The 23,092-nt window shown below is 46.1% G+C and carries 16 protein-coding genes and 5 tRNA genes; 6 read left to right on the forward strand and 15 right to left on the reverse strand.

What is annotated here, in order from left to right; translation table 11 throughout:
- Nucleotides 1–53 precede the first annotated feature (53 nt).
- Nucleotides 54–725: a DNA-3-methyladenine glycosylase gene (locus tag HMPREF1492_RS01060; RefSeq protein ID WP_035435064.1), complete on the forward strand. Its 672-nt coding sequence runs from the start codon at nucleotides 54–56 to the stop codon at nucleotides 723–725.
- Between the two features lie 156 nt (nucleotides 726–881).
- On the opposite strand, the gene gdhA is transcribed toward HMPREF1492_RS01060, so the two are convergent.
- A complete protein-coding gene (gene gdhA / locus HMPREF1492_RS01065; protein ID WP_035435066.1) occupies nucleotides 882–2,213 on the reverse strand; it encodes an NADP-specific glutamate dehydrogenase in 1,332 nt (443 codons plus the stop codon).
- A gap of 155 nt (nucleotides 2,214–2,368) precedes the next feature.
- Between gdhA and HMPREF1492_RS01070 the strand changes: the two genes are divergently transcribed.
- Nucleotides 2,369–2,445 (forward strand) — tRNA-Pro (locus tag HMPREF1492_RS01070).
- A gap of 23 nt (nucleotides 2,446–2,468) precedes the next feature.
- A tRNA-Gly gene (locus HMPREF1492_RS01075) sits at nucleotides 2,469–2,544 on the forward strand.
- A gap of 564 nt (nucleotides 2,545–3,108) precedes the next feature.
- On the opposite strand, the gene HMPREF1492_RS01080 is transcribed toward HMPREF1492_RS01075, so the two are convergent.
- The 7 genes from HMPREF1492_RS01080 to HMPREF1492_RS01110 form a co-directional block, all read right to left on the reverse strand.
- On the reverse strand, nucleotides 3,109–4,998 hold the full coding sequence (locus tag HMPREF1492_RS01080; protein WP_035435067.1) for a SpaA isopeptide-forming pilin-related protein: 1,890 nt from the start codon (nucleotides 4,996–4,998) through the stop codon (nucleotides 3,109–3,111).
- Between the two features lie 220 nt (nucleotides 4,999–5,218).
- Nucleotides 5,219–7,483, reverse strand: a complete 2,265-nt coding sequence (locus tag HMPREF1492_RS01085; protein WP_035435069.1) for a glycogen/starch/alpha-glucan phosphorylase — start codon at nucleotides 7,481–7,483, stop codon at nucleotides 5,219–5,221.
- Nucleotides 7,483–8,976, reverse strand: coding sequence for a 4-alpha-glucanotransferase (malQ, locus tag HMPREF1492_RS01090; protein ID WP_035435071.1), 1,494 nt, complete (start codon nucleotides 8,974–8,976; stop codon nucleotides 7,483–7,485). Before malQ ends, HMPREF1492_RS01085 begins: the two co-directional genes overlap by 1 nt.
- A gap of 61 nt (nucleotides 8,977–9,037) precedes the next feature.
- Nucleotides 9,038–10,231 (reverse strand): ABC transporter ATP-binding protein, encoded by a 1,194-nt coding sequence (locus HMPREF1492_RS01095; protein WP_035435073.1) that lies wholly within the window; start codon nucleotides 10,229–10,231, stop codon nucleotides 9,038–9,040.
- A 48-nt stretch (nucleotides 10,232–10,279) separates the two neighbouring features.
- Nucleotides 10,280–11,119, reverse strand: coding sequence for a carbohydrate ABC transporter permease (locus tag HMPREF1492_RS01100; RefSeq protein ID WP_035435075.1), 840 nt, complete (start codon nucleotides 11,117–11,119; stop codon nucleotides 10,280–10,282).
- Nucleotides 11,119–11,973: a carbohydrate ABC transporter permease gene (locus HMPREF1492_RS01105; protein WP_035435076.1), complete on the reverse strand. Its 855-nt coding sequence runs from the start codon at nucleotides 11,971–11,973 to the stop codon at nucleotides 11,119–11,121. The genes HMPREF1492_RS01100 and HMPREF1492_RS01105 overlap by 1 nt, the downstream gene beginning before the upstream one ends.
- Before the next feature lie 83 nt (nucleotides 11,974–12,056).
- Nucleotides 12,057–13,367 (reverse strand): ABC transporter substrate-binding protein, encoded by a 1,311-nt coding sequence (locus HMPREF1492_RS01110; RefSeq protein WP_035435078.1) that lies wholly within the window; start codon nucleotides 13,365–13,367, stop codon nucleotides 12,057–12,059.
- Nucleotides 13,368–13,661: 294 nt separating this feature from the next.
- Here HMPREF1492_RS01110 and HMPREF1492_RS01115 point away from each other — a divergent pair, with 294 nt between their 5' ends.
- The gene (locus HMPREF1492_RS01115; protein ID WP_035435080.1) at nucleotides 13,662–14,381 is read left to right on the forward strand and encodes a GntR family transcriptional regulator; all 720 of its coding nucleotides are present in this window, start codon (nucleotides 13,662–13,664) and stop codon (nucleotides 14,379–14,381) included.
- 7 nt (nucleotides 14,382–14,388) lie between these two features.
- Here HMPREF1492_RS01115 and HMPREF1492_RS01120 read toward each other — a convergent pair whose 3' ends face one another.
- Entirely contained in the window at nucleotides 14,389–15,273 is an 885-nt protein-coding gene (locus tag HMPREF1492_RS01120; protein WP_035435082.1) for an ABC transporter permease, read from the reverse strand.
- A 173-nt stretch (nucleotides 15,274–15,446) separates the two neighbouring features.
- On the opposite strand from HMPREF1492_RS01120, the gene HMPREF1492_RS01125 reads away from it, so the two are divergent.
- Nucleotides 15,447–16,376, forward strand: a complete 930-nt coding sequence (locus HMPREF1492_RS01125) for a diacylglycerol/lipid kinase family protein (protein ID WP_035435084.1) — start codon at nucleotides 15,447–15,449, stop codon at nucleotides 16,374–16,376.
- Nucleotides 16,377–16,552: 176 nt separating this feature from the next.
- Here HMPREF1492_RS01125 and ptsP read toward each other — a convergent pair whose 3' ends face one another.
- The 5 genes from ptsP to HMPREF1492_RS01150 form a co-directional block, all read right to left on the reverse strand.
- Entirely contained in the window at nucleotides 16,553–18,256 is a 1,704-nt protein-coding gene (ptsP, locus tag HMPREF1492_RS01130; protein WP_035435086.1) for a phosphoenolpyruvate--protein phosphotransferase, read from the reverse strand.
- 291 nt (nucleotides 18,257–18,547) lie between these two features.
- Nucleotides 18,548–19,561, reverse strand: coding sequence for a 1-phosphofructokinase family hexose kinase (locus HMPREF1492_RS01135; protein WP_035435088.1), 1,014 nt, complete (start codon nucleotides 19,559–19,561; stop codon nucleotides 18,548–18,550).
- Nucleotides 19,562–19,691: 130 nt separating this feature from the next.
- A tRNA-Lys gene (locus HMPREF1492_RS01140) sits at nucleotides 19,692–19,767 on the reverse strand.
- A 15-nt stretch (nucleotides 19,768–19,782) separates the two neighbouring features.
- Nucleotides 19,783–19,858: transfer RNA gene (locus HMPREF1492_RS01145), tRNA-His, on the reverse strand.
- A 263-nt stretch (nucleotides 19,859–20,121) separates the two neighbouring features.
- Entirely contained in the window at nucleotides 20,122–21,312 is a 1,191-nt protein-coding gene (locus HMPREF1492_RS01150; protein ID WP_035435090.1) for a MalY/PatB family protein, read from the reverse strand.
- Nucleotides 21,313–21,458: 146 nt separating this feature from the next.
- Between HMPREF1492_RS01150 and HMPREF1492_RS01155 the strand changes: the two genes are divergently transcribed.
- Nucleotides 21,459–21,535: transfer RNA gene (locus tag HMPREF1492_RS01155), tRNA-Arg, on the forward strand.
- 532 nt (nucleotides 21,536–22,067) lie between these two features.
- On the opposite strand, the gene HMPREF1492_RS01160 is transcribed toward HMPREF1492_RS01155, so the two are convergent.
- Nucleotides 22,068–23,090 carry an aspartate-semialdehyde dehydrogenase gene (locus HMPREF1492_RS01160; protein WP_035435091.1) on the reverse strand — a complete coding sequence of 341 codons (1,023 nt, stop codon included), beginning with the start codon at nucleotides 23,088–23,090 and terminating at the stop codon, nucleotides 22,068–22,070.
- Nucleotides 23,091–23,092: the final 2 nt, after the last annotated feature.

Consider the following 23,092-nt stretch of genomic DNA (forward strand, 5'->3'; position numbering starts at 1 on the left):
ACCGTCCTTAAAGGTTGGTAGTATTGTAGCGCATAACCAATAAAGGAGATGGCATGTTTCCAGATTTTCTAGAGAATCCCTCAGATGTGGCCGCGCCGCTGCTTTTGGGATGCACTCTGACAAGGACAATTACGCTTAATGGCGAGAAACACAAACTAGTTGCAAGAATTGTGGAGACCGAGGCTTACGACCAAGATGATCCCGCAAGTCATGCGTTTGGCGGTCCTAGCGAGCGCAATGCAGCCATGTTTGGACCTGCGGGTCACCTCTACGTTTACGTTTCGTACGGTATGCATCACTGCTGCAATGTGGTGTGTGGTCCTGAGGGATTTGGCAGCGGATGCTTGGTGCGCGCGGTTGAGCCTCTTGAAGGCACGGCAGCTATGCGCGAGCTCCGTGAGGCTGGACGCGCGGGTAAAGCGCATACGGGACATGCAGGTAAAGAGCAAGCGGAACGTGCTGGCAAAGCGCAAGCAGAACGTGCGCGTAAGCACCCGCTCAAGCTGCGCGACCTCACCAACGGGCCAGGTAAGGTCTGCGCTGCGCTTGGCATTGACAAGGAGCTCTACGGACATGACCTGACAGTTGAGCCGCTTGTGTTGGACTTTACTCCCCTGTTACCAGGAGAAACAATTGGGCGTTCACCTCGCGTAGGTATCAGCAAAAACACCAATGCTCAGAAGCGCTTTTTCATCAAAGGAAACGAGTTTGTTTCAAGAGCGTAAGCGCAGGGCGTAGAGCGCGAGAAAACTGCGATCAATAAGCGATACAAAAAGGACCTTGGGAGACCAAGGTCCTTTTAAATCATACGTTAAAGCCAACGATGTAATTAGCTCAAATACATGCTACAACAACGGGTTTCTCGCCAAATGCGATGCAAACTAGCAGACACCCTGCGCCATCATTGCGTTTGCTACCTTGAGGAAGCCGGCGATGTTTGCGCCAAAAACCAGGTTTCCGGGGTGGCCATACGTTGCTGCGGCCTCTGAAGCAGCAGTGTAGATGCTCTCCATAATTCCCTGCAACTTGGAGTCTACCTCCTCAAACGTCCAGGAAAGATGCTCGGCGTTCTGGGACATCTCAAGACCGGAAACAGCTACGCCACCTGCGTTTGCAGCCTTGCCAGGTGCAAAGAAGACGCCGTTTTCGATGAGATAATTGGTTGCCTCGAGGGTGGTTGGCATGTTAGCGCCCTCAACGACGTACTTGGTGCCGTTAGCAACAAGTTTCTGCACGTCAGCAATCTCGAGCTCGTTCTGAGTTGCGCATGGCATGGCGATGTCACACTTCTGACTCCAAGGACGCTCGCCTGGGAAGAAAGTAGCAGAAGGACGTGCGTCGGCGTACTCCTTGATGCGGGCGCGACGAACCTCCTTGACGTCTTTCAGCAGCTCAACGTCAATACCCTCGGGGTCATAAACATAACCTGAGGAGTCAGATACGGTCACCACGGTTGCTCCGAGTTGCTGTGCCTTCTGGGCAGCGTAGGTAGCGACGTTTCCGGAGCCGGAGATGCAGACCGTTTTACCTGCGAGCGAATCGTTCTTCTCGGCAAGCATGTGGGTGAGGAAGTAAACTGCGCCGTAACCAGTAGCCTCAGTACGAGCAAGGGAGCCGCCGAAGGAGAGGCCTTTGCCGGTCAGGACGCCGGTCCACTCGTTGCGGAGGCGCTTGTACTGGCCAAACATGTAGCCAATCTCACGTGCGCCGGTGCCGATGTCGCCAGCCGGAACGTCGGTGTTTGGACCGATGTGACGAGCAAGCTCAGTCATAAAGGACTGGCAAAACGCCATAATCTCGCGGTCAGACTTGCCCTTTGGATCGAAGTCAGAGCCGCCTTTGCCGCCGCCCATTGGAAGCGTGGTCAGAGAGTTCTTGAAGATTTGCTCAAAGCCGAGGAACTTCAGGATAGAAAGGTTAACTGTTGGGTGGAGACGAAGGCCGCCCTTGTAAGGTCCAATTGCAGAGTTAAACTCGATGCGGTATCCGCGATTAACCTGAACGTTGCCAGCGTCGTCAATCCAGGGGACGCGGAACATAACAATGCGCTCTGGCTCAACAAGACGCTCTAGCAATGCGGCTTTCTCGAACTCTGGATGAGCATCAAGTGCAGGTTGGATGGTGGTAAGAACTTCTTTTGCTGCCTGGATAAACTCAGGCTGATCTGCGTAACGCTCTTCAAGCTGTGCGATTACCTTAGACGAATAGCTCATGAAACCCCTTTCGAAGTGGTTACGAATAGCATAGTCATCCAATGTTTCGATTACATAACAAAATAGAAAAATCTGATAGACAAAAATTAGTTCAAAAAAGATTGCAATTTATTCTTGCTCTTGGGCGATTTGTCACCTATACTTTTCTCTCGGCTCGGGGTGTAGCGCAGCTTGGTAGCGCAACTGCTTTGGGAGCAGTGGGTCGCTGGTTCGAATCCAGTCACCCCGACCATTTTTTCTTTTTGCTTTACCCTTGCGGCGGTAGTTCAATTGGTAGAGCATCAGCCTTCCAAGCTGACTGTTGCGGGTTCGAGTCCCGTCCGCCGCTCCATAAAATTTCCTATTTTAAGTTATCTCCTGTTCAAGGCATAATTCTGAATATTTATCCCGCCTCTTGTTTCTTCATGAGTGCTGGTGTTTTTTAGACGAGTTAGAGATTTTTCCACGGCTATCTCTGTTTTCACAGACATCTTATTGGCAATTTTCTTCTTTACTTGTCATGATCAACTTTTGATTTATTAAATTGAATATTCATGCAATTAAATTCATTTCCATGAATACGTAATTTTTGCGCTCAAAATTATGTGCCGAAAAAGGTAAAAAACGCGTTTAGTTGGAAATGAAAATTAAAAATTAGACGTTTTATCTCCAACTAAGACGATTTTTTACCGCCTCAAAAACTTTTATCTGGACAAACGTTGTATGCAGAAAAATGTAATCTCCAACTAAACGCATTTTTTACCGCTTGAGGATATGTTTTGACTCAACCAGTGTTGATTGCACAGACTGCACAGGCCAACGCCCAACTAAGCATCTACCCTGCTCTACTTTACCAGCAAAAAAGAAGGCTGTGCGAAGCACAGCCTTCTTTGCACTTGTAATCTATACGCCAAAACTAACGGCGAGCCTTTACAGAGTACGCAAGACCGGAAGCAATAATACCTGCAGCAGCAAGTGCGCTTGCAATGGACATTGCATCGCCAGTATCTGGCAGGTTAGACCTCTTCTTCTTAGGAGTCTTAGGCTTTGGCTCTGGATTAGGCTCCGGCGTTGGGGTTGGTGTAGGAGTTATTGGCTTATCAGCTGTAGCAACTTCCGCAGGAACAATGGTCTGATCTGCAGCATTGAATGTTGCAGGAGCTACCGTAAATGGAATCTGATTTGCATTGAGTTCATATCCCTCTGGAGATGCAGTCTCAACCAGGTAATAATTGCCTGGCGTCAGATAGAACTTATCTCCATCCTGATAGATACCCTTAGTCAACAAATCTGCAGTTGCCGCAGTGTTCTGAACCAGTGTAGTCAGCTCAGTCTTTGTAAGAACATCTCCGGATGTAAAGGTACCGTCTGCACCAGTAGTAAGCCCCTCTTTAACCAATGTGCCATCGGCTTTGTAGAGGCTATACGTTGCACCAGCGACAGGCTTGGAGGCATCATCAGAGTCAGTCTTCACAAGCTTCAAAGGAGAAGGAACTGCACGATACGTGAGGTAATACTGCCTGGTACGGTTTACAGAACCATCTGCGTTGAAGCCAGGGGCTAAAACCGAATTATCACGAGGGCCAGAGTTATACGTACCAATTGCAAGAGATGTTCCCTCTGGAACATCAATATCGTTTGCAATGTAGACGTAAGAATCACCAGGTCCCGCAGACTTAATCTCGTCAACCGACTTGCGAACAGTGGTCAGCAACAGATTAGTTGAAGGATCAGTCTCGAACTTATTACCGCCGGCAACAGAGTCATCTGCAGCAACGCCAGCATACTCGGGCATGTACACAACATGACCCTTTGTGTTGTAACGCGCAGACACCTGACGATCCTCAAATGCTGCGGAGGTTGTATATGTAGCAGCCAGATCATCAAGACCAAGAACACTTACTGCACCGTTACCATAAATAGGAAGGCCAGCATTTCTTTGCGCAATAGGATCACTTAGACCAAGACCATTAAGCTGCCTGTATGCAAGATCGTCGACATAGTGATACACAGCCGTTGCTGTATCAATGACACGCGCAGGATAACGTTTGGTGTATGCGTGAGTGCCTCCCCAAGATTTCTTAATGCCACCCTGAATTCCCAGTTGATAAGACCTATCAGAAATGTTCAGTGGTGCGGAGAACTCAATGTACTGACGAGCTGTGACTGGTGCAGTAAATACAGCAGCAGGCTCTTCATAAGAAGTGCCGCCCATAATAGACTGACCATTAACCTTGACGGTAAACATCAAATTAGTCTTTGGACCACCACCCGAAAGAGCACCTGTTGCATCCATTGGTTTGTACGTATCAACAGCAGAATGAACAGAAACGGCCACCTTACGCAGGCCATAACCATTTGGATCATTGTGTGGGAAGTTGAGCAGGTTATCCGTATCGCCGAGAAGAACGTAGTAAGCGCGAATTTCTCCGCCTTCAGCAATCATCTGCGCAACGGAATATTTAGTTGGATCCATGTCCAGCTTGAGCGCAGTACCATCGGGCTTTACCCAGTAATAACGAACGATGACACCTGTACGATCTTCTCGCGGCTTAGCCGCCTGAGCGGTAATCTCGGCCTGGATTTCAGCATCAGAAATAAAATCTGGGAACGGGTTGGCAACGGTCTGAGTTCCATCAAGCGGCGCGCCGTCCACATCATCGGAATAAATTGCTGGGTCAGCAGCATATGCCGTGTGTGGAAGAGTAAACGCCAAAATTGCACCCACAAATAGCATAAGAATTGCTAAAACCGTAAAGCGAGAAAATCGAGTGCTTCTAACGCTTCTAACAGAAGTGCTGTTCATACATCCTTCTTCCCTCGTGAAGGGTGAATATTTATATATACCATAGCTCATTTCTTGTCATTTATGCAGATGAGACCAAAACAGATGATATTTTTGCTAATAAAATTGGTAAAGAAACACATCAAGCGGTCTAGACTACTTGACTAGACCGCTTGTTTAGAATGCTTGTTTAACAGCCACTGGTTAAAACAACTGACTCGCTGGTTTGTACTGCGTGTCTTTACTTATCAGGAGTAAGGTGCCAAATCTCATTGTTATATTCGGCAATAGTTCTATCAGATGAGAACGTTCCTGCCATAGCAATATTTACAAGAGACTTCTGGAGCCACGCTCTCCTATCCTCATAATCATCGAACACGTGCTCTTTTGTTGAAATGTATGCTTCCAAATCAAGCAGCGTCATAAACCAGTCTTTTGAGCACAAGTTTTTGTGGAGACGCTCTAGGCGCTCCTCATTTCCAAGAGAAATAAACTCTGGGCTAATTAAGAAATCAACGAGTGGTTTAATCTGGGGTTTCTTATAAAACTCTTTTGCTTTGTAACCTTTGTGCTCATAAAGGCTTACAACCTCATCACTTGAAGCACCAAACGCGTAGATATTCTCCTTGCCTACCAAGTCGGCAATTTCTACATTTGCACCATCAACTGTGCAAACGGTAACAGCGCCGTTAAGCATGAACTTCATGTTGGAAGTTCCAGAAGCCTCCTTGGAAGCCAGTGAAATCTGCTCAGAGATATCTGCTGCTGGAATAACGTGCTCAGCGGCAGTAACATTGTAATTCTCGATCATTATCACCTGAAGATATGGTGAAACATCTGCATCGTTTGCAATCAAAGACGAGAGAACAAGAATTGCATGAATGATATCTTGAGCAGCCACGTATGCTGGTGCAGCCTTACCACCAAAAATGACAGTAATAGGATGCTTTGGAAGGTGTCCAGACTTAATATCAAAATATTTCCAAATCAAATAAAGCAATAGCATTTGCTGACGCTTATATTCGTGGAAACGCTTCACCTGGACATCAATAATGGAGTCGGCATTAACTTTTGCATCTTGAGTGTCCAGCAAAAATTTGACCATTCGATCTTTTGCTGCTTGCTTTATTTCCTGCAGTTGATTGAGGACTTCTTCGTTATCGCGATACTCTAAAAGCCCCTCGAGATGAGCGGTTGTTCTCCAATCATCTCCTATCAACGCATCAAGATACTCGGCAAGCTCGGGATTACAACCCATGAGCCAGCGACGGAAAGTGATTCCATTAGTTTTGTTAGAGAATTTCTCTGGGTACAAATCAAAGAATGACTTGAGCTCTGTCTCTTCCAAAATCTTAGTATGAAGCGCTGCAACGCCATTGATGCTAAAGCCGTAATGAATGGCAAGGTTAGCCATGTGAACTTTCTTATCAATGATGACTTGTACACTTGGATCAGCGACGGTACTGCGGATACGCTCGTCAAGTTTTTTGATAATTGAAGCAATCTTTGGAGATACTTCCTCGATAAATTTAAGAGGCCACTTTTCAAGAGCTTCTGCCAAAATTGTATGATTTGTATATGCGACAAGTGAAGAAACAATGGCTACAGACTCTTCAAACGAGATATCGTATTTCTCAGTCAAGATACGAATAAGCTCTGGAATTACCATTGTGGGGTGCGTATCGTTAATCTGAATCACAACATAGTCAGCGAGGTCATGAACATTACTGCCGCGCTCAACCGCCTCTTTAACAATCAGCTGTGCAGCATTTGAAACCATAAAATATTGCTGATACACACGAAGAAGCTGACCGTCTTCGTCCGAATCGTCGGGATACAAAAAGAGTGTTAGATTCTTTTTTAAAGCAGTCTTATCAAAATCAATAGCGTCATCAGAAACTAATGATTCGTCGATACTTTGCAGGTCAAACAAACGAAGTCTGTTTTTCTTTGTTCGGCCATATCCCAAAACATCAATTGAATAGAGCTCAGACGTCACCGAGAAATCTCTAAATTCCACGGTAAATGATGTCTTCTCGTCTTCAAGCCACCTATCATCAGCAAGCCAAGCATCTGGAACGGCAGTTTGCTGTCTATCTAAAAACTGCTGATGAAAGAGGCCAAAATGATACTTAAGGCCTACACCATCGCCTGGCAGACCAAGTGTTGACATGGAGTCGATAAAGCATGCTGCCAATCGACCAAGACCACCGTTACCAAGTGAAGGCTCAACTTCAATCTCTTCGATGTCTTCGAGCGAATGGCCTGCTTTAGAAAGCTGCGATTTTACTTCGTTATAAATTCCCAGATTGATGAGGTTATTTGAAAGCAGCTTGCCAATCAGAAACTCTGCGGAGATGTAATAGAGCCTCTTCTTACCATTATTTAACGGAAGAGCTTCCGACTTACTCTTAACCACTTGAAGCAGTAATTCAAAAACCTGCCTGTCAGTAATTTCAGACAGGGGTTGGTTAAATTGTTGAAGAGATAAAGTGTCTAAGTTCATTACTTCTCCTCTTTGTACACTCTGAAGTACATCTCAGTAATAGTTCTTAAAAAATCTTCTATGTGACGCGTAATGGCTCCTTGCTTCATACGCCAACACCAGTTACCTCCAACAGTGGCTGGAACATTCATGCGTGCAGAATCATCTAAGCCAAGAAGATCTTGCATGGTGTGAATACAAGTGTCACTCACAGAAGCTGCAATTCCACGTGAAAGCGCCTCACCAATTGGCTCATCTTTTGAGCGATGCAGGTAAATATCTGCCTGTTCACGCTCTCTATCAGTAGCCTGAGTCTCATACCAACCACGAGCAGTTGGATTATCATGCGTTCCCACATAAGCAATGGTATTTGCAGTGTAATTGTGAGGAAGATCTCTTGAATCATGCTTTCCATCAAATCCGTACTGCAAGATTTTCATTCCTGGGAAACCAGTTTCATCTCGCATGGCGATAAGCTCTGGTGTAATTAAGCCAAGGTCTTCCGCAATGATTGGAAGCTTACCCAGCTGCTTTTCCAGTTCCTTAAACAGCTCCAAATCTGGCCCTTTAGTCCATTTGCCTTCTGTAGCATTTGCAGCTCCGTAAGGAATCTCCCAATAGGCTTCAAAACCTCTAAAATGATCAATTCTAAGCACATCAAACATCTCAAGATTTGTCTGTACACGCCAAACCCACCATGAATAGTGCGATTTCTTCATATACTCCCAGTTATAAATGGGATTTCCCCAATATTGACCGGTGGAAGAAAATTGATCAGCAGGAGTGCCCGCAACCGTAATAGGCCGTCCTGTTTCATCCGTTTTAAACAGTTCTGGCTGTGCCCACATCTCAACAGAATCGCGCGAGACATAAATGGGAAGATCACCAATTATAAGTACTCCCCTTTTATTGGCATAAGTCTTAACCTTTGCCCATTGAGTAAAGAAGAAATACTGAGTCATCTTGTGATACAAAACTGACTTTTGCAGTTTCTTAATTTCTTTTGCAGTAGTCTCGTTTCTGTGCTGATAAAGTTTTGGCCACTCCCAGTAGGCTTTATGTCCAAACTCTTCCTTTAGAGACATGAACTCCGCATATGGATCAAGCCACTCTGCGTGATCGTGACAGAACTTCTCAAAATCAGCAGGAACATCTTGCATAAACCTATCAAAGGCACGGTTAAGTAAACGACGATGAGTTACAAAAAGCGCACCATAATCAACACAAGTATTGCTAGTCCCAAAAGAAATATCTTCAAAGTCATCTGACTTTAAATAGCCAAGTTTCTCAAGATCTTTTAAATCTATATAGTAAGGACTTCCCGCTGCAGCAGAAAAAGACTGATAAGGAGAGTCACCATAACTTGTGGTAGTAAGAGGCAAAACCTGCCAATACCTTTGTTTTGTCCTGACGAGAAAATCAATAAAATCGTAGGCTTCTTTGCCAAACGTGCCAATCCCATATGAATTTGGAAGAGAAGAAACGGCCATAAGTACTCCGCTTGCTCGTCCCATAGTTGCCTCTTTCACAAAAAGAGTACTGGCTTATCTTTTCAAGATAAGCCAGTACAAAGCTTTAATACTTAACTAGATTATCCTGTGTATTCTTATCAAAGAGATGAACAGCATTGTCTTCAAATTTAAACCACACTTCATCTCCAATTTTGAGGTTTCGCTTAGCAAACTCAGTTGCTGGAACGATAAGAACAAAGTTGCCGTCGTCTGTATGAACATGAAGGTGAACAGTGGAGCCCATAAGCTCGCTTACCTCAAGATTGCCCTTAAAAGCGCCAATTCCATTTGGCTCAGTCAAATAAATTTGCTCGGGCCTAATGCCGACAATGACATCTGTTGCTGGCGCAGCAACCCAAGACTGTGCTAACAGATTAGCCATCTCAGGAGAAATTTCAAATGACATGTTATCTGTCTCCACATGGAACTCATTGTCCACGCGAATAAGATGTGCGTTAAAGAAATTCATTTGAGGCATGCCAATGAAGCCAGCAACAAAGAGATTAGCCGGTCTATTAAACACTTCTTGTGGTGTTCCAATTTGCTGAACAAAGCCATCCTTCATAATGACAATGCGGTCGCCCAAGGTCATTGCCTCTGTTTGGTCGTGTGTAACATAAACAAAGGTTCCATTAACCTTCTGACGAAGCTTAATAATCTCTGTACGCATCTGATTTCTCAGCTTTGCATCAAGATTTGAGAGTGGCTCATCCATCAGGAAGACTTTTGGATCACGGACAATTGCACGACCAATTGCAACGCGCTGACGCTGACCACCAGAAAGTGCCTTTGGCTTACGATCAAGATATGCTGTAATACCTAATGTTTCTGCAGCTGCACGGACCTTCTCGTCAATAACTTGTGGATCAACCTTTTTAAGCTTAAGAGTAAACGCCATATTGTCATAAACGGTCATATTTGGATACAGCGCATAGCTTTGGAAAACCATTGCAATGTCTCGGTCTTTTGGTGCGACATCATTAACAAGCTTTCCATCGATATAAAGCTCGCCAGAAGAAATATCTTCTAGACCTGCAATCATACGCAGTGTAGTAGATTTTCCGCAACCCGAAGGGCCAACAAGCACAACAAACTCGTGCTCCTTAATAGTGAGATTGAAATCCTGAACAGCAACAACGCCTTCTTCAGTTACCTCAAGATTGCTCTTTTTCTGCTCAGTTTTCTTACCAAAGAGAGTCTTGCGCTTCTTCTCATTTGGGTAAATCTTTTTTATATTCTTCAAAACGATTTCTGCCATGATAAAACCTTTCAGAAATGCCTACAGCTTGCTGTAATACATTGAGATTTAGCCTTTTACAGCACCAGAGACGACACCATCGATGATGTAGCGCTGGCACAGTAAATACATAATGACAATTGGGATAATAACCATCATGATGCAGGCAAACATTGGACCCATCTCAACGCGTCCATATCCACCTCTAAAGTACTGAATCAGAATTGGGATAGTTTGGAATTTGGTTCTATCCAGAACAAGATATGGAAGCAAATAGTCATTCCAGACCCACATAGTTTCGAGAATACCAACAGAAATATACGTTGGCTTCATAATAGGCAAAACAACATGGAAGAATGTCTGAAGCGGATTGCAGCCATCAATAGTTGCAGCTTCCTCAATCTCAAGTGGAATAGTCTTAACAAATCCAGCAAACATAAATACTGCTAATCCAGCACCAAAGCCCAAGTAAATGAAGCAAATATTGAAAGGAGTATTAAATCCAAGCGTGTTTGCCATATTGGACAGTGTGAACATAAGCATCTGGAACGGTACTACCATCGAGAAGACAAACAGATAATACAGAATATTACTAATGCGATTTTTTACACGGACAATAAACCATGCACACATTGAGCAACAAACCAAAATCAGCGCTACAGATGTGATGGTAATAACTAGAGAATATCCAAAGGCTGCTAAAAAGCCCTGCTTATCCAAAGCAGCAATATAATTAGCAAAACCCGCAGAGTTCTCTGAAGTTACAAAATCAAACGCCGTGGATGTGGTAATAGTTGTTTCTTCTTTGAATGAATTCATCAAGATCATAACCATTGGATAAATCCATGCAAGAGAAAGGATAGTAAAGAATACAGCTAAAATTTTGTTAATGATCTTATCGCGCTTCATTATTGCTGCACCTCCCTCGACCTGGTGGCTCTTAGCTGAATCATGACAATACAAATAACTAAAATGCAGAAAATAACAGCTTTAGCCTGGCCGATACCCATCCACTTTGCTCCCTGTCGAGCGTAGAAGGTGTTGTAGATATTAAGAGCAAGCATTTCGGTTGCGTGCTTAGGCTCACCTGCAGTAAGTGCTAAGTTCTGATCAAATAATTTAAAGCCATTTGTTACCGTCAAGAAAAGACAAATAGTAATGGTAGACATAAGGTTTGGAATTTTTACCTTCCAAAGTGTCTGCCAAGCATTTGCTCCATCGACTCGTGCTGCTTCAAGATAATCACTTGGAATAGATTGCAGGCCAGCAATATAAATAATCATCATGTAGCCAACTTGCTGCCATAAGGTAAGAATAATCATTCCCCAGAATCCAGCAGTGCTATTAAGCGCAAGAAGCTGCTCGCCCACAATAGAAAGCGCGCAGTTAATCAAAATATTCCAGATGTATCCCAGAACAATGCCGCCAATAAGATTAGGCATAAAAAAGACAGTTCTAAATGAATTGGTACCCTTAAGGTCTTTTCTAGTTAAGGCAAGCGCAATTGCAAGCGCTAATACATTAATAAGAACTGTTGAGACTAATGCAAATAATGCGGTATACCAAAAAGCATTAGCAAACTGTGGGTCAGAGAAAGCTGCTACATAGTTATCTAGACCAACTGGTTTAGCATCGCTAATGGTAATAAATTTACAAAACGAAAGATAAAATCCCTGCACAAACGGAATCATAAAGCCAAACAAAAAAGATAGCGCAGTAGGCAGAACAAATAATGGCCACCACCGCTTCAACATCTTAGCCATAGAGATACCCTCCAATAACAAGAGACGAGAAGAGAGATCTCTCTTCTCGTCTCTCACCAATCAAAGCATTACTAGAAGGACTACTATGCGTTAGCCTCTTTTTCAGTCTTCCAACCGTCAACAAATGCAGACTTAACAGCATCCCAGTCCTCTGTTCCTGCTGCATAGCCCTTAAGTGCACTGGAGAGATTGTTCTTCCACTCCTGAGAAGGAATGTAAATGAAGTCCCAAGCAACAGACTCATTGCCCTTCTTTGCATACTCAGCTGCAATGTTTGCAAGAGCATTCTTAGTTGCCTTTGCGTTCTTGAATGGAATGGTGAAGCCCATTTCCTCAGCAATTGCAGTGGTAGCTGTATCAGAAGTCACGCACCAATAGATAAAGTCAAGTGTTGCCTTCTGAGAAGCGTCGTCTGCCTTGGAGCTTACGCACCAATAGTTCTCGCCGCCGGAGCACATACCCTGCTTCTCTTCACCCTTAACACCAATATAAATTGGAATCATACCAAGAGCATCGTCACCAAGCTTCTTGATGTCATTGTATGCCCAGGTACCGTTCTGGTAGAAGACTGCGTCGCCGTTAACAAACTCTGCCACAGCGTCATCACCAGTCTTGCCAGAAAGCTCTGTTGGGCTGCATGTGGCATTGTTGATATAGAGATCAAAAATCTGCTTGTAGTTAGGGAGATACGTTCCCTTAATTTCTTTAGCCTCAGGATTACCAGTATCCTTGAACTCATAGTACAGAGGAAGATTTGCAAGGTGTGTGGTAAAACGCCAGTCAGAACTGGAATCAAGGCCAGCACTGGTAAATGCGCCCTTTACGCCAAGCTCTGCTTTGCGAGCCTGAATATCCTCAACGACCTTCTTCAGTGAGGCAAAGTCCTTGATGTCGTCTCCCTTATAGCCAGCCTTCTCAAGCAGCTTCTTGTTGTAGATAATGCCGTAGTCTTCCTCTACATAGTCAACACCGTAGACAACGCCATCCTCCTGAAGTTTAAGAGCGTCATTGGTGAGCTCATCCAGAATCTTGGCACCCTTTAGGTCAATACAGTAATCCTTTACACCAATAAGACCAGAAGGACCATTTGTCTGGAACAGTGTTGGAGCTACAGAAGCGTCCTTGTTAATCTCAGACTGGAATGTCTGTGCATAGGTATCAGAAGCAGCAGTTACTACCTTTACAGGAACCTTTGTTTCCTCAGTATACTTAGCTGCAAGATCTTTCCACTGCTGATCAGCCTCAGGCTTGAAGTTCAGGAAATAAACTGAACCGTTTGCAGAATCAGACCCTCCCTGCTTTTTGTCGTTATTTCCTCCACAAGCAACAAGACCCAGTGAGCAAAGAGCTGATGCACTTAAGGTGACAAACTGCCTACGATTGATACCGGACATAAGACTCCTCCTTAGAGAGTGCTCCTAACCCTTTGCTAGGTTGCATCTCTTCTCATGATTTTCATAAGCTATGCTTTGATACACGTTCAAAACAATTTTGCTTATGTCTACAAAATAAAAGTATATTAGTATTAACGAGTTGTTTAAACAACTCACTTCCGAGCGGTATGAAATTATCGGTAAATGGTATGAAAGGAATCATTTTATGTAACTTTCATTTTATAAAGCTACTATCTAATCAAGAGCAACTTGAACATGCAACTCCAACCTTCAACAGCACGTTAAGGAAAAAATATGCCAAGCGCACGGTTTAATACGATTTATCATGATTTAAAAAATAAGATCTTAGACGGGACATATGCGTATGAGTCCTATTTACCAACCGAGATGGAGCTTACTAAGATATATTCCTGCTCCAGAAACACCGTTCGACGTGCGCTCACACTTCTGTCCGATGAAGCTTTTCTTCAGCCTATTCACGGTAGAGGCGTACGCGTTATTTGGCAGAAAAAGCCAAGTGAGGTTATTGGCTCATTAGAAGGACTTGAGTCCTTTCAAGAATATGCCCACAGAAACAATCTTGTACCTGAAACAAATGTCATTGTCTTTGAGCACGTTCCTTGCACAGACGATATTTCTCATCAAACTGGTTTTAAAGCAGGAGAAGAACTTATTCACATTATTCGAATCCGTAAACTCGACGGATCTTCTCGCCAGATAGACAACGACTACCTTTTAGCATCTGCCGTTGGAAATCTAACCATTGCTGATGCATCAACGTCTATTTATGCATACCTAGAAAACACGCTTCATATGAAAATTCTAAAGAGCAAAAGAACCATCAGTGTTGAGCTGGCAACTGAAGAAGACCAGCGACATTTAGAGCTTGGAGATTTTAACTGCGTTGCAGTGGTGGAAAGCCATTCATTCAACTCAAAAGGCGTTATGTTTGGCTTCACACAAACTCGTAGTCATCCAGAAACGTTCTGCTACAAGGTTATTTCAAAAAGATAATCTGCGGTTAAATGTGCAGAATAAATTTCTTCTCTAGTTTGTGGAAAACGGTATAGCCAATTACGAGGGCAAGAACTGCAGAAACAAGGCAGCCTAAAATGGTGCTTGTTGCAGGAAACTTCTGGAAAAGAAGGCAGTCTCTAATAAATGTTACAAAGTGGAACATTGGATTAAAACGCTCAATCTGAAGCATCCAAGGCGACATGATATTAACGGAGTAAAAGAGCGGTGTACCATACATCCAGGCAGTGGTTACAACGCTCCACAGGTGAATAACGTCTCTAAAAAAGACTGCAAGGGCCGAGAGAAGCATTGCAAGACCGATGCAAAAACAAGCCAGAAGCAGCAAAGCAACAGGTGTGAGCAATGAATAAATTGTCAGCGGAATGCGGAAGACAAGCATAACAATGCCAACAGCAATGAGCGAGAAAAGATAGTTTACAACCGCAAAAAGCACTTTCTGAACAGGGAAAACAACACGATTGATGCGAACCTTCTTAAGCAAGCTAGATGCATCAATAATTGAGCGCATTCCCATAGTGGTTGCATCGTTCATCAGCTGAAACGCTGTGTTACCCAGAATAAGATACAAAGGATAGTTCACAACATCCTCGGCGCGGTTGCCTAAAAAAGTAGAAAAGACAACTGCCATAACGGTCATCATCAAAAGTGGGTTCAAAACTGACCACACAACGCCCAAAATGGAACGGCGATATTTGAGCTTGAAGTCTTTACTTACCAGCTGACGCAAAATGAACTGGTCACGCTGATGTGTTGGATACCATGCATCTCGAGCAGAAACAGCAACAAGACTTGCACTTGCACTATTAGTATTTGCAGAAACTACACTTGTGTCCTGCGCATTATTAGTTTGTGTTGAAGACTCGCTCACGCGCTATCCTTTTCTACCGATTTCTGTATGGTTTATCCTAGCACAGACAGACAAAGCCGTTTAAACTTGAAACGTTGTTGAACTGTTTTCTCCACTATTTTATTTTGATATGTGGTGACAAGACTATTTAGTAACAGCGCGCTCAACAGCAGCGCTTGTAGAAATGGTGCAAAATGTCTCAATCCCCTCTTGGACGCACGCTTATCATTGCTAATCCGGCTGCTCATAGCGGTAAAGGCGCAGCTGGTGCAGAATTTGCCCGTCATTTCCTTACCAGCTATTCTGCTGCAACGGACGGTTACGAGCTCAAGCTCACCACAGCTATGGGAGACGCTCGTATCATGGCCGCAGAAGCCGCAGATTTTGACACGGTTGTCGCACTTGGCGGAGATGGCGTCATCCACGAGGTGGTCAACGGCCTCATGACCTTATCGCCAGAGGTGCGTCCAGCGCTTGGCATTATCCCTATGGGCTCGGGAAACGACTATGCACGCACCTTGGGCATGAAAATTAACGACCCCGAAGGCGCGTTTGCACAGCTGGTTCGCGGCAAGGTTAAGCAGCTAGAGATTGGTCGCATCAACGACGTCTACTTCATGGAGACCATGTCGTTTGGACTTGATGCAGCTATTGCAGCCGACACCACAAAGCGCCGCGCGAACAACTCCTCTACCGAGGGCGAGGCGCTCTTCTTAACCTCAGGTCTCAAGTTTATGGCTGCAGGTAGCAAGGGTTACCCTTGCACCGTCTCGTTTGATGGCGAGAAGGACATTGATCTTCAAGCGCTTATCATGGCCTTCCAGATTGGCCCTACGTATGGCGGCGGCTTTAAGGTCTGTCCGCATGCGCAGCCTGACGATGGCCTTCTTACCGTTTGCTACAACACTAAAGTGCCTATCATTCCTCACCTGCTTGCTCTGTTTGGCCTGGCTAGGGCTGGCAAACACGTCAACTCCCGTATCATTGAGGAGCGTCACCTCAAGCAAGCAGTGGTAACTTTCCACAAGCCTGTCCCAATTCAGGTAGACGGAGAGGAGCTCCCTTTTGCAGAACAGTTTGTCATTGAGGTTATTCCCGCCGCACTTTCCGTGATTGTTCCCTAGCGCACAGAGCAACTCCTGCACCGTAGGTCGCGCTTCGAAGCTCGGGCTTTGCCGGTTGCGCATTGCGAGAAGATCGGTCTTCTCGCCAGAAGGCTTAACGTTAAAAAAACAGGGGCACCTGCCAGCGCAGATGCCCCTGAATTTGTATTGTGTAGCTAAGACTTTACGACTAGAACTTAGCGAGCTTCACGCTCAAGCAGAGCCTTAACCTCAGCTGCGGTGTCAAGCTCCATAACGCGAGCGGTGAGCTCATCTGCCTCAGCCTTTGTCCAAGCAGCAATGGTCTTGCGGGTGCGCAGGACAGATGGTGCAGAAACGGAGAACTCGTCCAGACCAAAGGAAAGCAGAACTGGGATGAGCAGTGGATCTGCAGCTGCCTCGCCGCACATACCAACCATGATCTTCTCCTTGTTACCCTCACCAATGAGGAACTTGAGGGAACGGAGAACGGATGGCTGGTAAACCTCGTAGAGGTAGGCAACGCGGTCATTACCGCGGTCAGCGCACATGGTGTAGCCAATAAGGTCGTTGGTGCCAATGGAGAAGAAGTCGCACTCACGAGCCAGCTTGTCTGCAATCAGGGATGCAGATGGAGTCTCGATCATGGTACCGACCTCGATGTCCTTGTTGTAAGCTACGCCCTCAGCGTCAAGCTCACGCTTACACTCCTCAACAAGAGCCTTTGCCTGGCGAACCTCATCAACGGTGGTGACAAGAGGAAGCATAATCTTGATGTCACCAAATGCGGATGCGCGGAGAAGAGCGCGGAGCTGAACCTTGTACTGCTCAGCATTGTTGAGGCAGTAACGGATAGCGCGGAAGCCCATGAATGGGTTCTCCTCAGCCTTCATGTTGAGGTAAGGAATCTCCTTATCGCCACCAACATCAAGAGTGCGGATGATGACAGGCTTATCCTTCATGCGTAGAGCAACCTTCTGGTAAGCAGCAAACTGCTCTTCCTCACTTGGAAGCTCCTTTGCGTCCATGAACAGGAACTCGGAGCGGAAAAGACCAATGCCCTCAGCGTCAGCTTCAACTGCGCCGTTAGCATCATCTGGGTTGCCGATATTAGCAACAAGCAGAACCTTGATGCCGTCAGCAGTTACGGTCTCCCTGCCACGATAAGCCTCAAGAGCGGCCTTCTCTGCAGCATAAGCCTCAGCCTGAGTCTTGTACTCAGCAAGCTCAGCCTCAGAAGGATTAACAACAACCTTGCCATTGGTGCCGTCGACAACAATAGCGTTGCCAGTTGCAACCTCAGAAGTGATGTTAGGAACAGAAAGAACTGCAGGAATCTCAAGAGCACGAGCAATGATTGCGGAGTGAGAAGTACGACCACCAGTCTCGGTAACAATACCTGCAACGTGGTCCTTATCGATGTCTGCGGTCATAGAAGGAGTCAGCTCATGGCAGACAATGACGGAGTTCTCTGGAAGTGTGGAGAGGTCAACAACCTCTTTACCAAGAAGGTCAGCGAGAAGACCAGTCTTTACGTCAGCAACGTCTGCAGCGCGCTCACGGAAGAGCTCATCCTCCATGCCAAGGAACATGTTGTAGTACATGTCGTATGCGTCACTTACAGCCTGCTCAACGCAGGTGCCACCGTCAATTGCGCCGTTAACAGCCTCTTTGATGCCCTCATCCTCAGCAAACTCAATGTGAGCACCCATAATTGCAGCAGCTTCCTCGCCCACCGTCTTGGTCATGCGCTCAATCTGCGCATTTGTCTGTGCGATGAACTTAGTTACAGCCTCTGCGTAACGAGCCTTCTCTGCAGCTGTATCTTCAACAGTGTGTGGAGTAAAAGTAAGATCTGGATCTACGGCAACCTGAGCAGTACCGATGCCGATTCCATTGGACGCATTGACTCCCTCAAACATACTTGCTCCAATCATTGTCCGCGAAGCGGTGTATTTAGTTCTGCAAGCCTATCCACATTGGACAATAGTCGCAGAAACAAAACTGTCTTTTTACAGAGTAACATTTTTTTGACCTGTTACGTTGTGAGTATCGTTAAATAAATTTCAATAAAAAAACACTTGGCAAGAGAATCTTTCTTGCCAAGTGTATGTACGTTCACAATAGTAAAAGTGTTCAGTATTTCTTGCGCGGCGAAAGTACACCATCTGAGGGTTTCTCGCCAAAAGACCTAGACGATTAGCTTGTGGTTACTACTCAGAATCTGCCAGCCAAGATGACTTGCCCTCGCGGCTCTCCTCTTTCTGGCGAGCAAGCTGAATCTCTTCTGCGATAGAAGCAGGCATTTCTCGGCCCATCTTCTTGTAGAGAGCAGTGACAACACGATCGATGGTTGCGCGCTTTGCGATTCCTCGGCTTGCTGCAGTTGCCGTTCCGCAAGCAGAAGCGTAGATAAGCGCAGTGTCGTAATCATAGCCAGCGGTGGTCTTTGCCAAAAAGCCTGCAACCATGGAGTCACCAGCGCCAGTTGCGTTAACAAGGCGAATCTTTGCAGTTGGGACAATGTGCTCAGTACCATACTCGTCCAGGAGCAGCGAACCTGCACCGCCGCAAGAGACGATAACGTTGCGAGCGCCGCCGTCCTGGAGCTTCTTTGCAAATGGAATGCACTCTTCTGGAGTCTCTGGACTTGCACCAAAGATACGGCCAACCTCGTGGTTGTTAGGCTTGATCAGGAATGGTTGAGCCTTAATAGCCTCCATAAGCAGCTGACCAGGAGCGTCAACAACAAACTGAATACCGCGACCAGCAAGCTGAGCCATAAGGCGAGTGTAGATATCCTCTGGAAGCGAGCTTGGAATAGAACCGGTAAGAACCAGGGTGTCACCTGCGCCAACAACATCCATGCGCTCCAGCAGCTCATCAACCTTTTTCTCCGGAATGCGTGGACCATTGCCGTTGACCATAGTCATAACAATGCCGTTAAGCTTGACATTAATGCGGGTAAAGCCTGAATCCAGCTTGACGAAGTTACTTGGAATACCCTGACGCTGAAGATCACTCAGCAGGTATTCACCAGTAAAGCCACCGACAATGCCCATAGCAACGGTGACTTTATCAAGCTCATTTAAGAGTGTGGAGACGTTAATACCATTACCACCGCAGTGCAACTCTTCTGAGGAGGAACGGTTAGTAAAGCCCATGTCCAATGTGTTTGGATGCATGACATAGTCAAGCGCGGGATTAAGCGTCATTGTGTAAATCACGGCGAGTCCTCCGAACTACAATAAAATCATGGAGACTTCAGTATGACGCAATCGCTCTCAACAAACAATTAGAAACTAGCGACTCACAAAAAATAAAAACCCCGACGCATGCCGGGGTTTGAAATTCAAATGGTGGATCGTCAGGGGTTCGAACCCTGGACCTTGGGATTAAGAGTCCCCTGCTCTACCAGCTGAGCTAACGATCCAATTAACGTTTCGAATGGGGTGGGAAAAGGGGCTCGAACCCTCGACCTACGGAGCCACAGTCCGTCGCTCTGCCAACTGAGCTACTCCCACCATTTGGCCACCTCATGAAACGCAGCTAAATCATTATTACAGAATCAGAAAAAGATGCAAGCGAGAAACGCAGATTTTTCAAACTCTTTTTTGATTTTCTTAGAAATCTGCCGGTGCAACGGGTTTCTCGCCAAACAAAATGCGGAGAAGAACGAGCTTCTCCGCAGGTGATTTCATGCGCTATACGAGCTGGTATATGGTGGTATGGCAGTGGTACGGTGTCAAGAAACCGCAATCAATCCGCTTAAAGCCGCAGACTGTATCTAGAAACCGTGAGCCGTAAGTGCTGCATCCAGGCGATCCAGCGCCTCTTCAATCTCCACACGAGGGGCTGCCAAATTCCAACGCTTGAAGCCCTGGGCAGCCTCGCCAAAGAAGACTCCGTCGGTGAAGAAGAGCTGAGCCTCAAACTGCAACAGGTGGTCGAGCTCTTCTGGGGTAAGGCGAAGGTCTCTGAAGTCAAGCCACTGGAGGTAGGTTCCCGTGATTGGTGCAAGCTTCACCCGAGGGTGCTTGGTGGCGAAGAAGTCCAGGACCAACTTCTGGTTATCGTCAACTGCCTTGATGCATGCGTCCAGCCATGCCCCACCCTTGCTATAAGCCAGCTCACAGGCCTTGAAGCTGATTGGATTGCATGAGGTGGTCTCTCGGGCCTGCAGGCGCTTCTCGAGGCGGCTGCGCAGTTCTGGATTGCTCACGATGATGTTGCTGAACTGCGTGCCAGCAAGGTTGAAACTCTTTGAAGCGCTTGTGCAGGTAATGGTACGCGCTGCGACTTCATCGGAAACTGTTTCAAAGACGGTATGCGTAGAACCTGGCATGATGAGGTCGTGGTGGATCTCGTCGGCGACCACGATGAGGTTGTGCTTAACCGCAATCTCTGCGATGCGCGTAAGCTCTTCTTTGGTCCACACGCGACCGCTTGGATTGTGGGGTGAACACAGGATGATCATGGTGTTCTTTGGCTCGGCGGCAAGTTTCTCAAGCAGGTCAAAGTCAATGTCGTAGTGAGGACCCTCTGACAGGACAAGCGGGCACTCTACCAGCGCACGGTTATTCTCCTCAACTGCCATGTAGAACGGATGGTAGACAGGAGTAAACAGGATGACACCCTCGTCTGGCTGAGTGAACTCGGCAACAGATGCAAAGAGCGCAGGCACCACGCCTGAAGAGTTGAGCAGCCACTCTGGTTTTACATCCCAGTTGTGGCGAGTCTTCATCCACTTGCACACAGCCTGCTTCATCTGATTGGTTGGCACGGAATAGCCAAGAATTGCGTCATTGATATATTCCTTGAGGCCCTCGACAATCTCTGGGGCTGTGTGGTACTCCATATCAGCAACAGAAAAAGGTGGAATACCAGGAGCTACATCAGGATTAACGTCATACATGACGTTCCATTTTCTAGAACCAGTACCAGCACGATCAACGCGTGATTCAAAATCATAAGACATAGTGTCTCCATTCACGTAAGCCTGTAATCAGTGTAGCTGCTTTTAGTGTAGCTACTTTTCTTTTCCTTTGTCATTCTTCTGATAAGAAAATCTTTGATGGCACGACGTATTTGCAATCCTTATTGCTATAATGAACGACGCTATATGTCTCCTTAGCTCAGCTGGATAGAGCGTCGGTCTTCTAAACCGCAGGTCGCGCGTTCGAATCGCGCAGGAGGCACCAGAAACTCCAGGTAGATGGCTTGCCGTCTACCTTTTTTGTTAGGCCAACACCGCAAGTGCACCCTTTTTGCACCCAAACTGTATGGCTACTGTAAAAGTAGAATACCTGTTCGAATAAAAGTTTTAACTATCTAGATAGGCGATTTTTGCATAAACACTTGCCAATATGCAGGAAAACTAATCAAGAAATTGATGTATCAAATGAGAGGTGCTGTTTTGGGTAAAAAATCCGTTTAGTTGGAGTTTATTTTTGGTCTTCGAAGTTTTGGCACTTACGTTTACCCAGCTCAGAAATTTTGTACTAATTTCCACAATTTTGTCCACGCAAAATTGCTGGTAGATGGACTGCATAGAAACTAAGCATTTTTGGATACTCCAACTAAACGCATTTTTTACCACTTTGCCGCCGAATGGTACTCTATCGCTGAAAAATTTCACTCGGACGCACAAAAATACCCGTTCGATTCCACGAAATAGAATCGAACGGGTACTAGGTCAACGAAAATGATGCGTGCACGACTGCACGCCAGATATTACAGCAGGTACTCTACAATCTGGACAGCGTTTGTTGCGGCGCCCTTTCTGATCTGGTCTCCGCAGCAGAAGAATGTCAGTGCATGAGTGTTCTCATCAGCAGAGAGATCCTCGCGAATACGACCAACATAGATGAGGTCCTGGTCGGAGGTATCAAGAGGCATTGGGTACTGAAGCTCTGCAGGGTTGTCCACAACCTTAATACCTGGTGCGTCTTCAAGAATAGCGCGAGCCTCATCTGGGCTCAAAGGACGCTCGAACTCAACAGTGATGGACTCAGAGTGAGAGCGCATCGTTGGAACGCGGACGCAGGTACAGTTAACGCGCAGCTCAGGAAGGTGCATAATCTTGCGACCCTCGTTTTGCATCTTCATTTCCTCAGAAGTGTAGCCAACCTCGTCAAAGCCGCCAATCTGTGGAATCAAGTTGACTGCCAGCTGGTATGCAAAAGGAGCGGTCTCGGTTACTTCCCTACCTGCAACAACATCAGCCATCTGGTTCTTCAAACTGGTAAGACCAGGAAGTCCAGCGCCGGATGCAGCCTGATAGGTAGAAGCGATAATGCGCTTTGCACCCGCTGCCTTATGCAGAGGATACAGAGGTACCAGGCCAATAATGGTTGCGCAGTTTGGATTAGAGATGATGCCGTTATGGTTCTTGATATCCTCAGCGTTAATCTCTGGGATTACCAGCGGAACGTTTGGGTCCATTCTAAATGCATGGGAGTTGTCAACGCAGACGCATCCACGCTTAACTGCTTCAGGGAGCAGCTCTTTTGCCTGCTCGTCGCCAGCTGCACCAAGGACAATATCTACACCCTCAAATGCCTCTGGTGTTGCCTCGCGAATAGCAATCTGCTGGCCAGCAAATTCGATAGTTTTACCAGCGCTTCGAGCGGATGCCAGAAGCACCAGCTCCTTGATAGGAAAATTACGCTCTTCAAGGCACTGCATCATCTGGGCACCAACAACGCCGGTAGCACCAAGAATTGCAACGACCTTACCGTTTTGATCAAAAGTCATAG

Origin of the sequence: Atopobium sp. BS2 (assembly GCF_000565075.1) — a bacterium.
Taxonomy (GTDB): Bacteria; Actinomycetota; Coriobacteriia; order Coriobacteriales; family Atopobiaceae; genus Lancefieldella.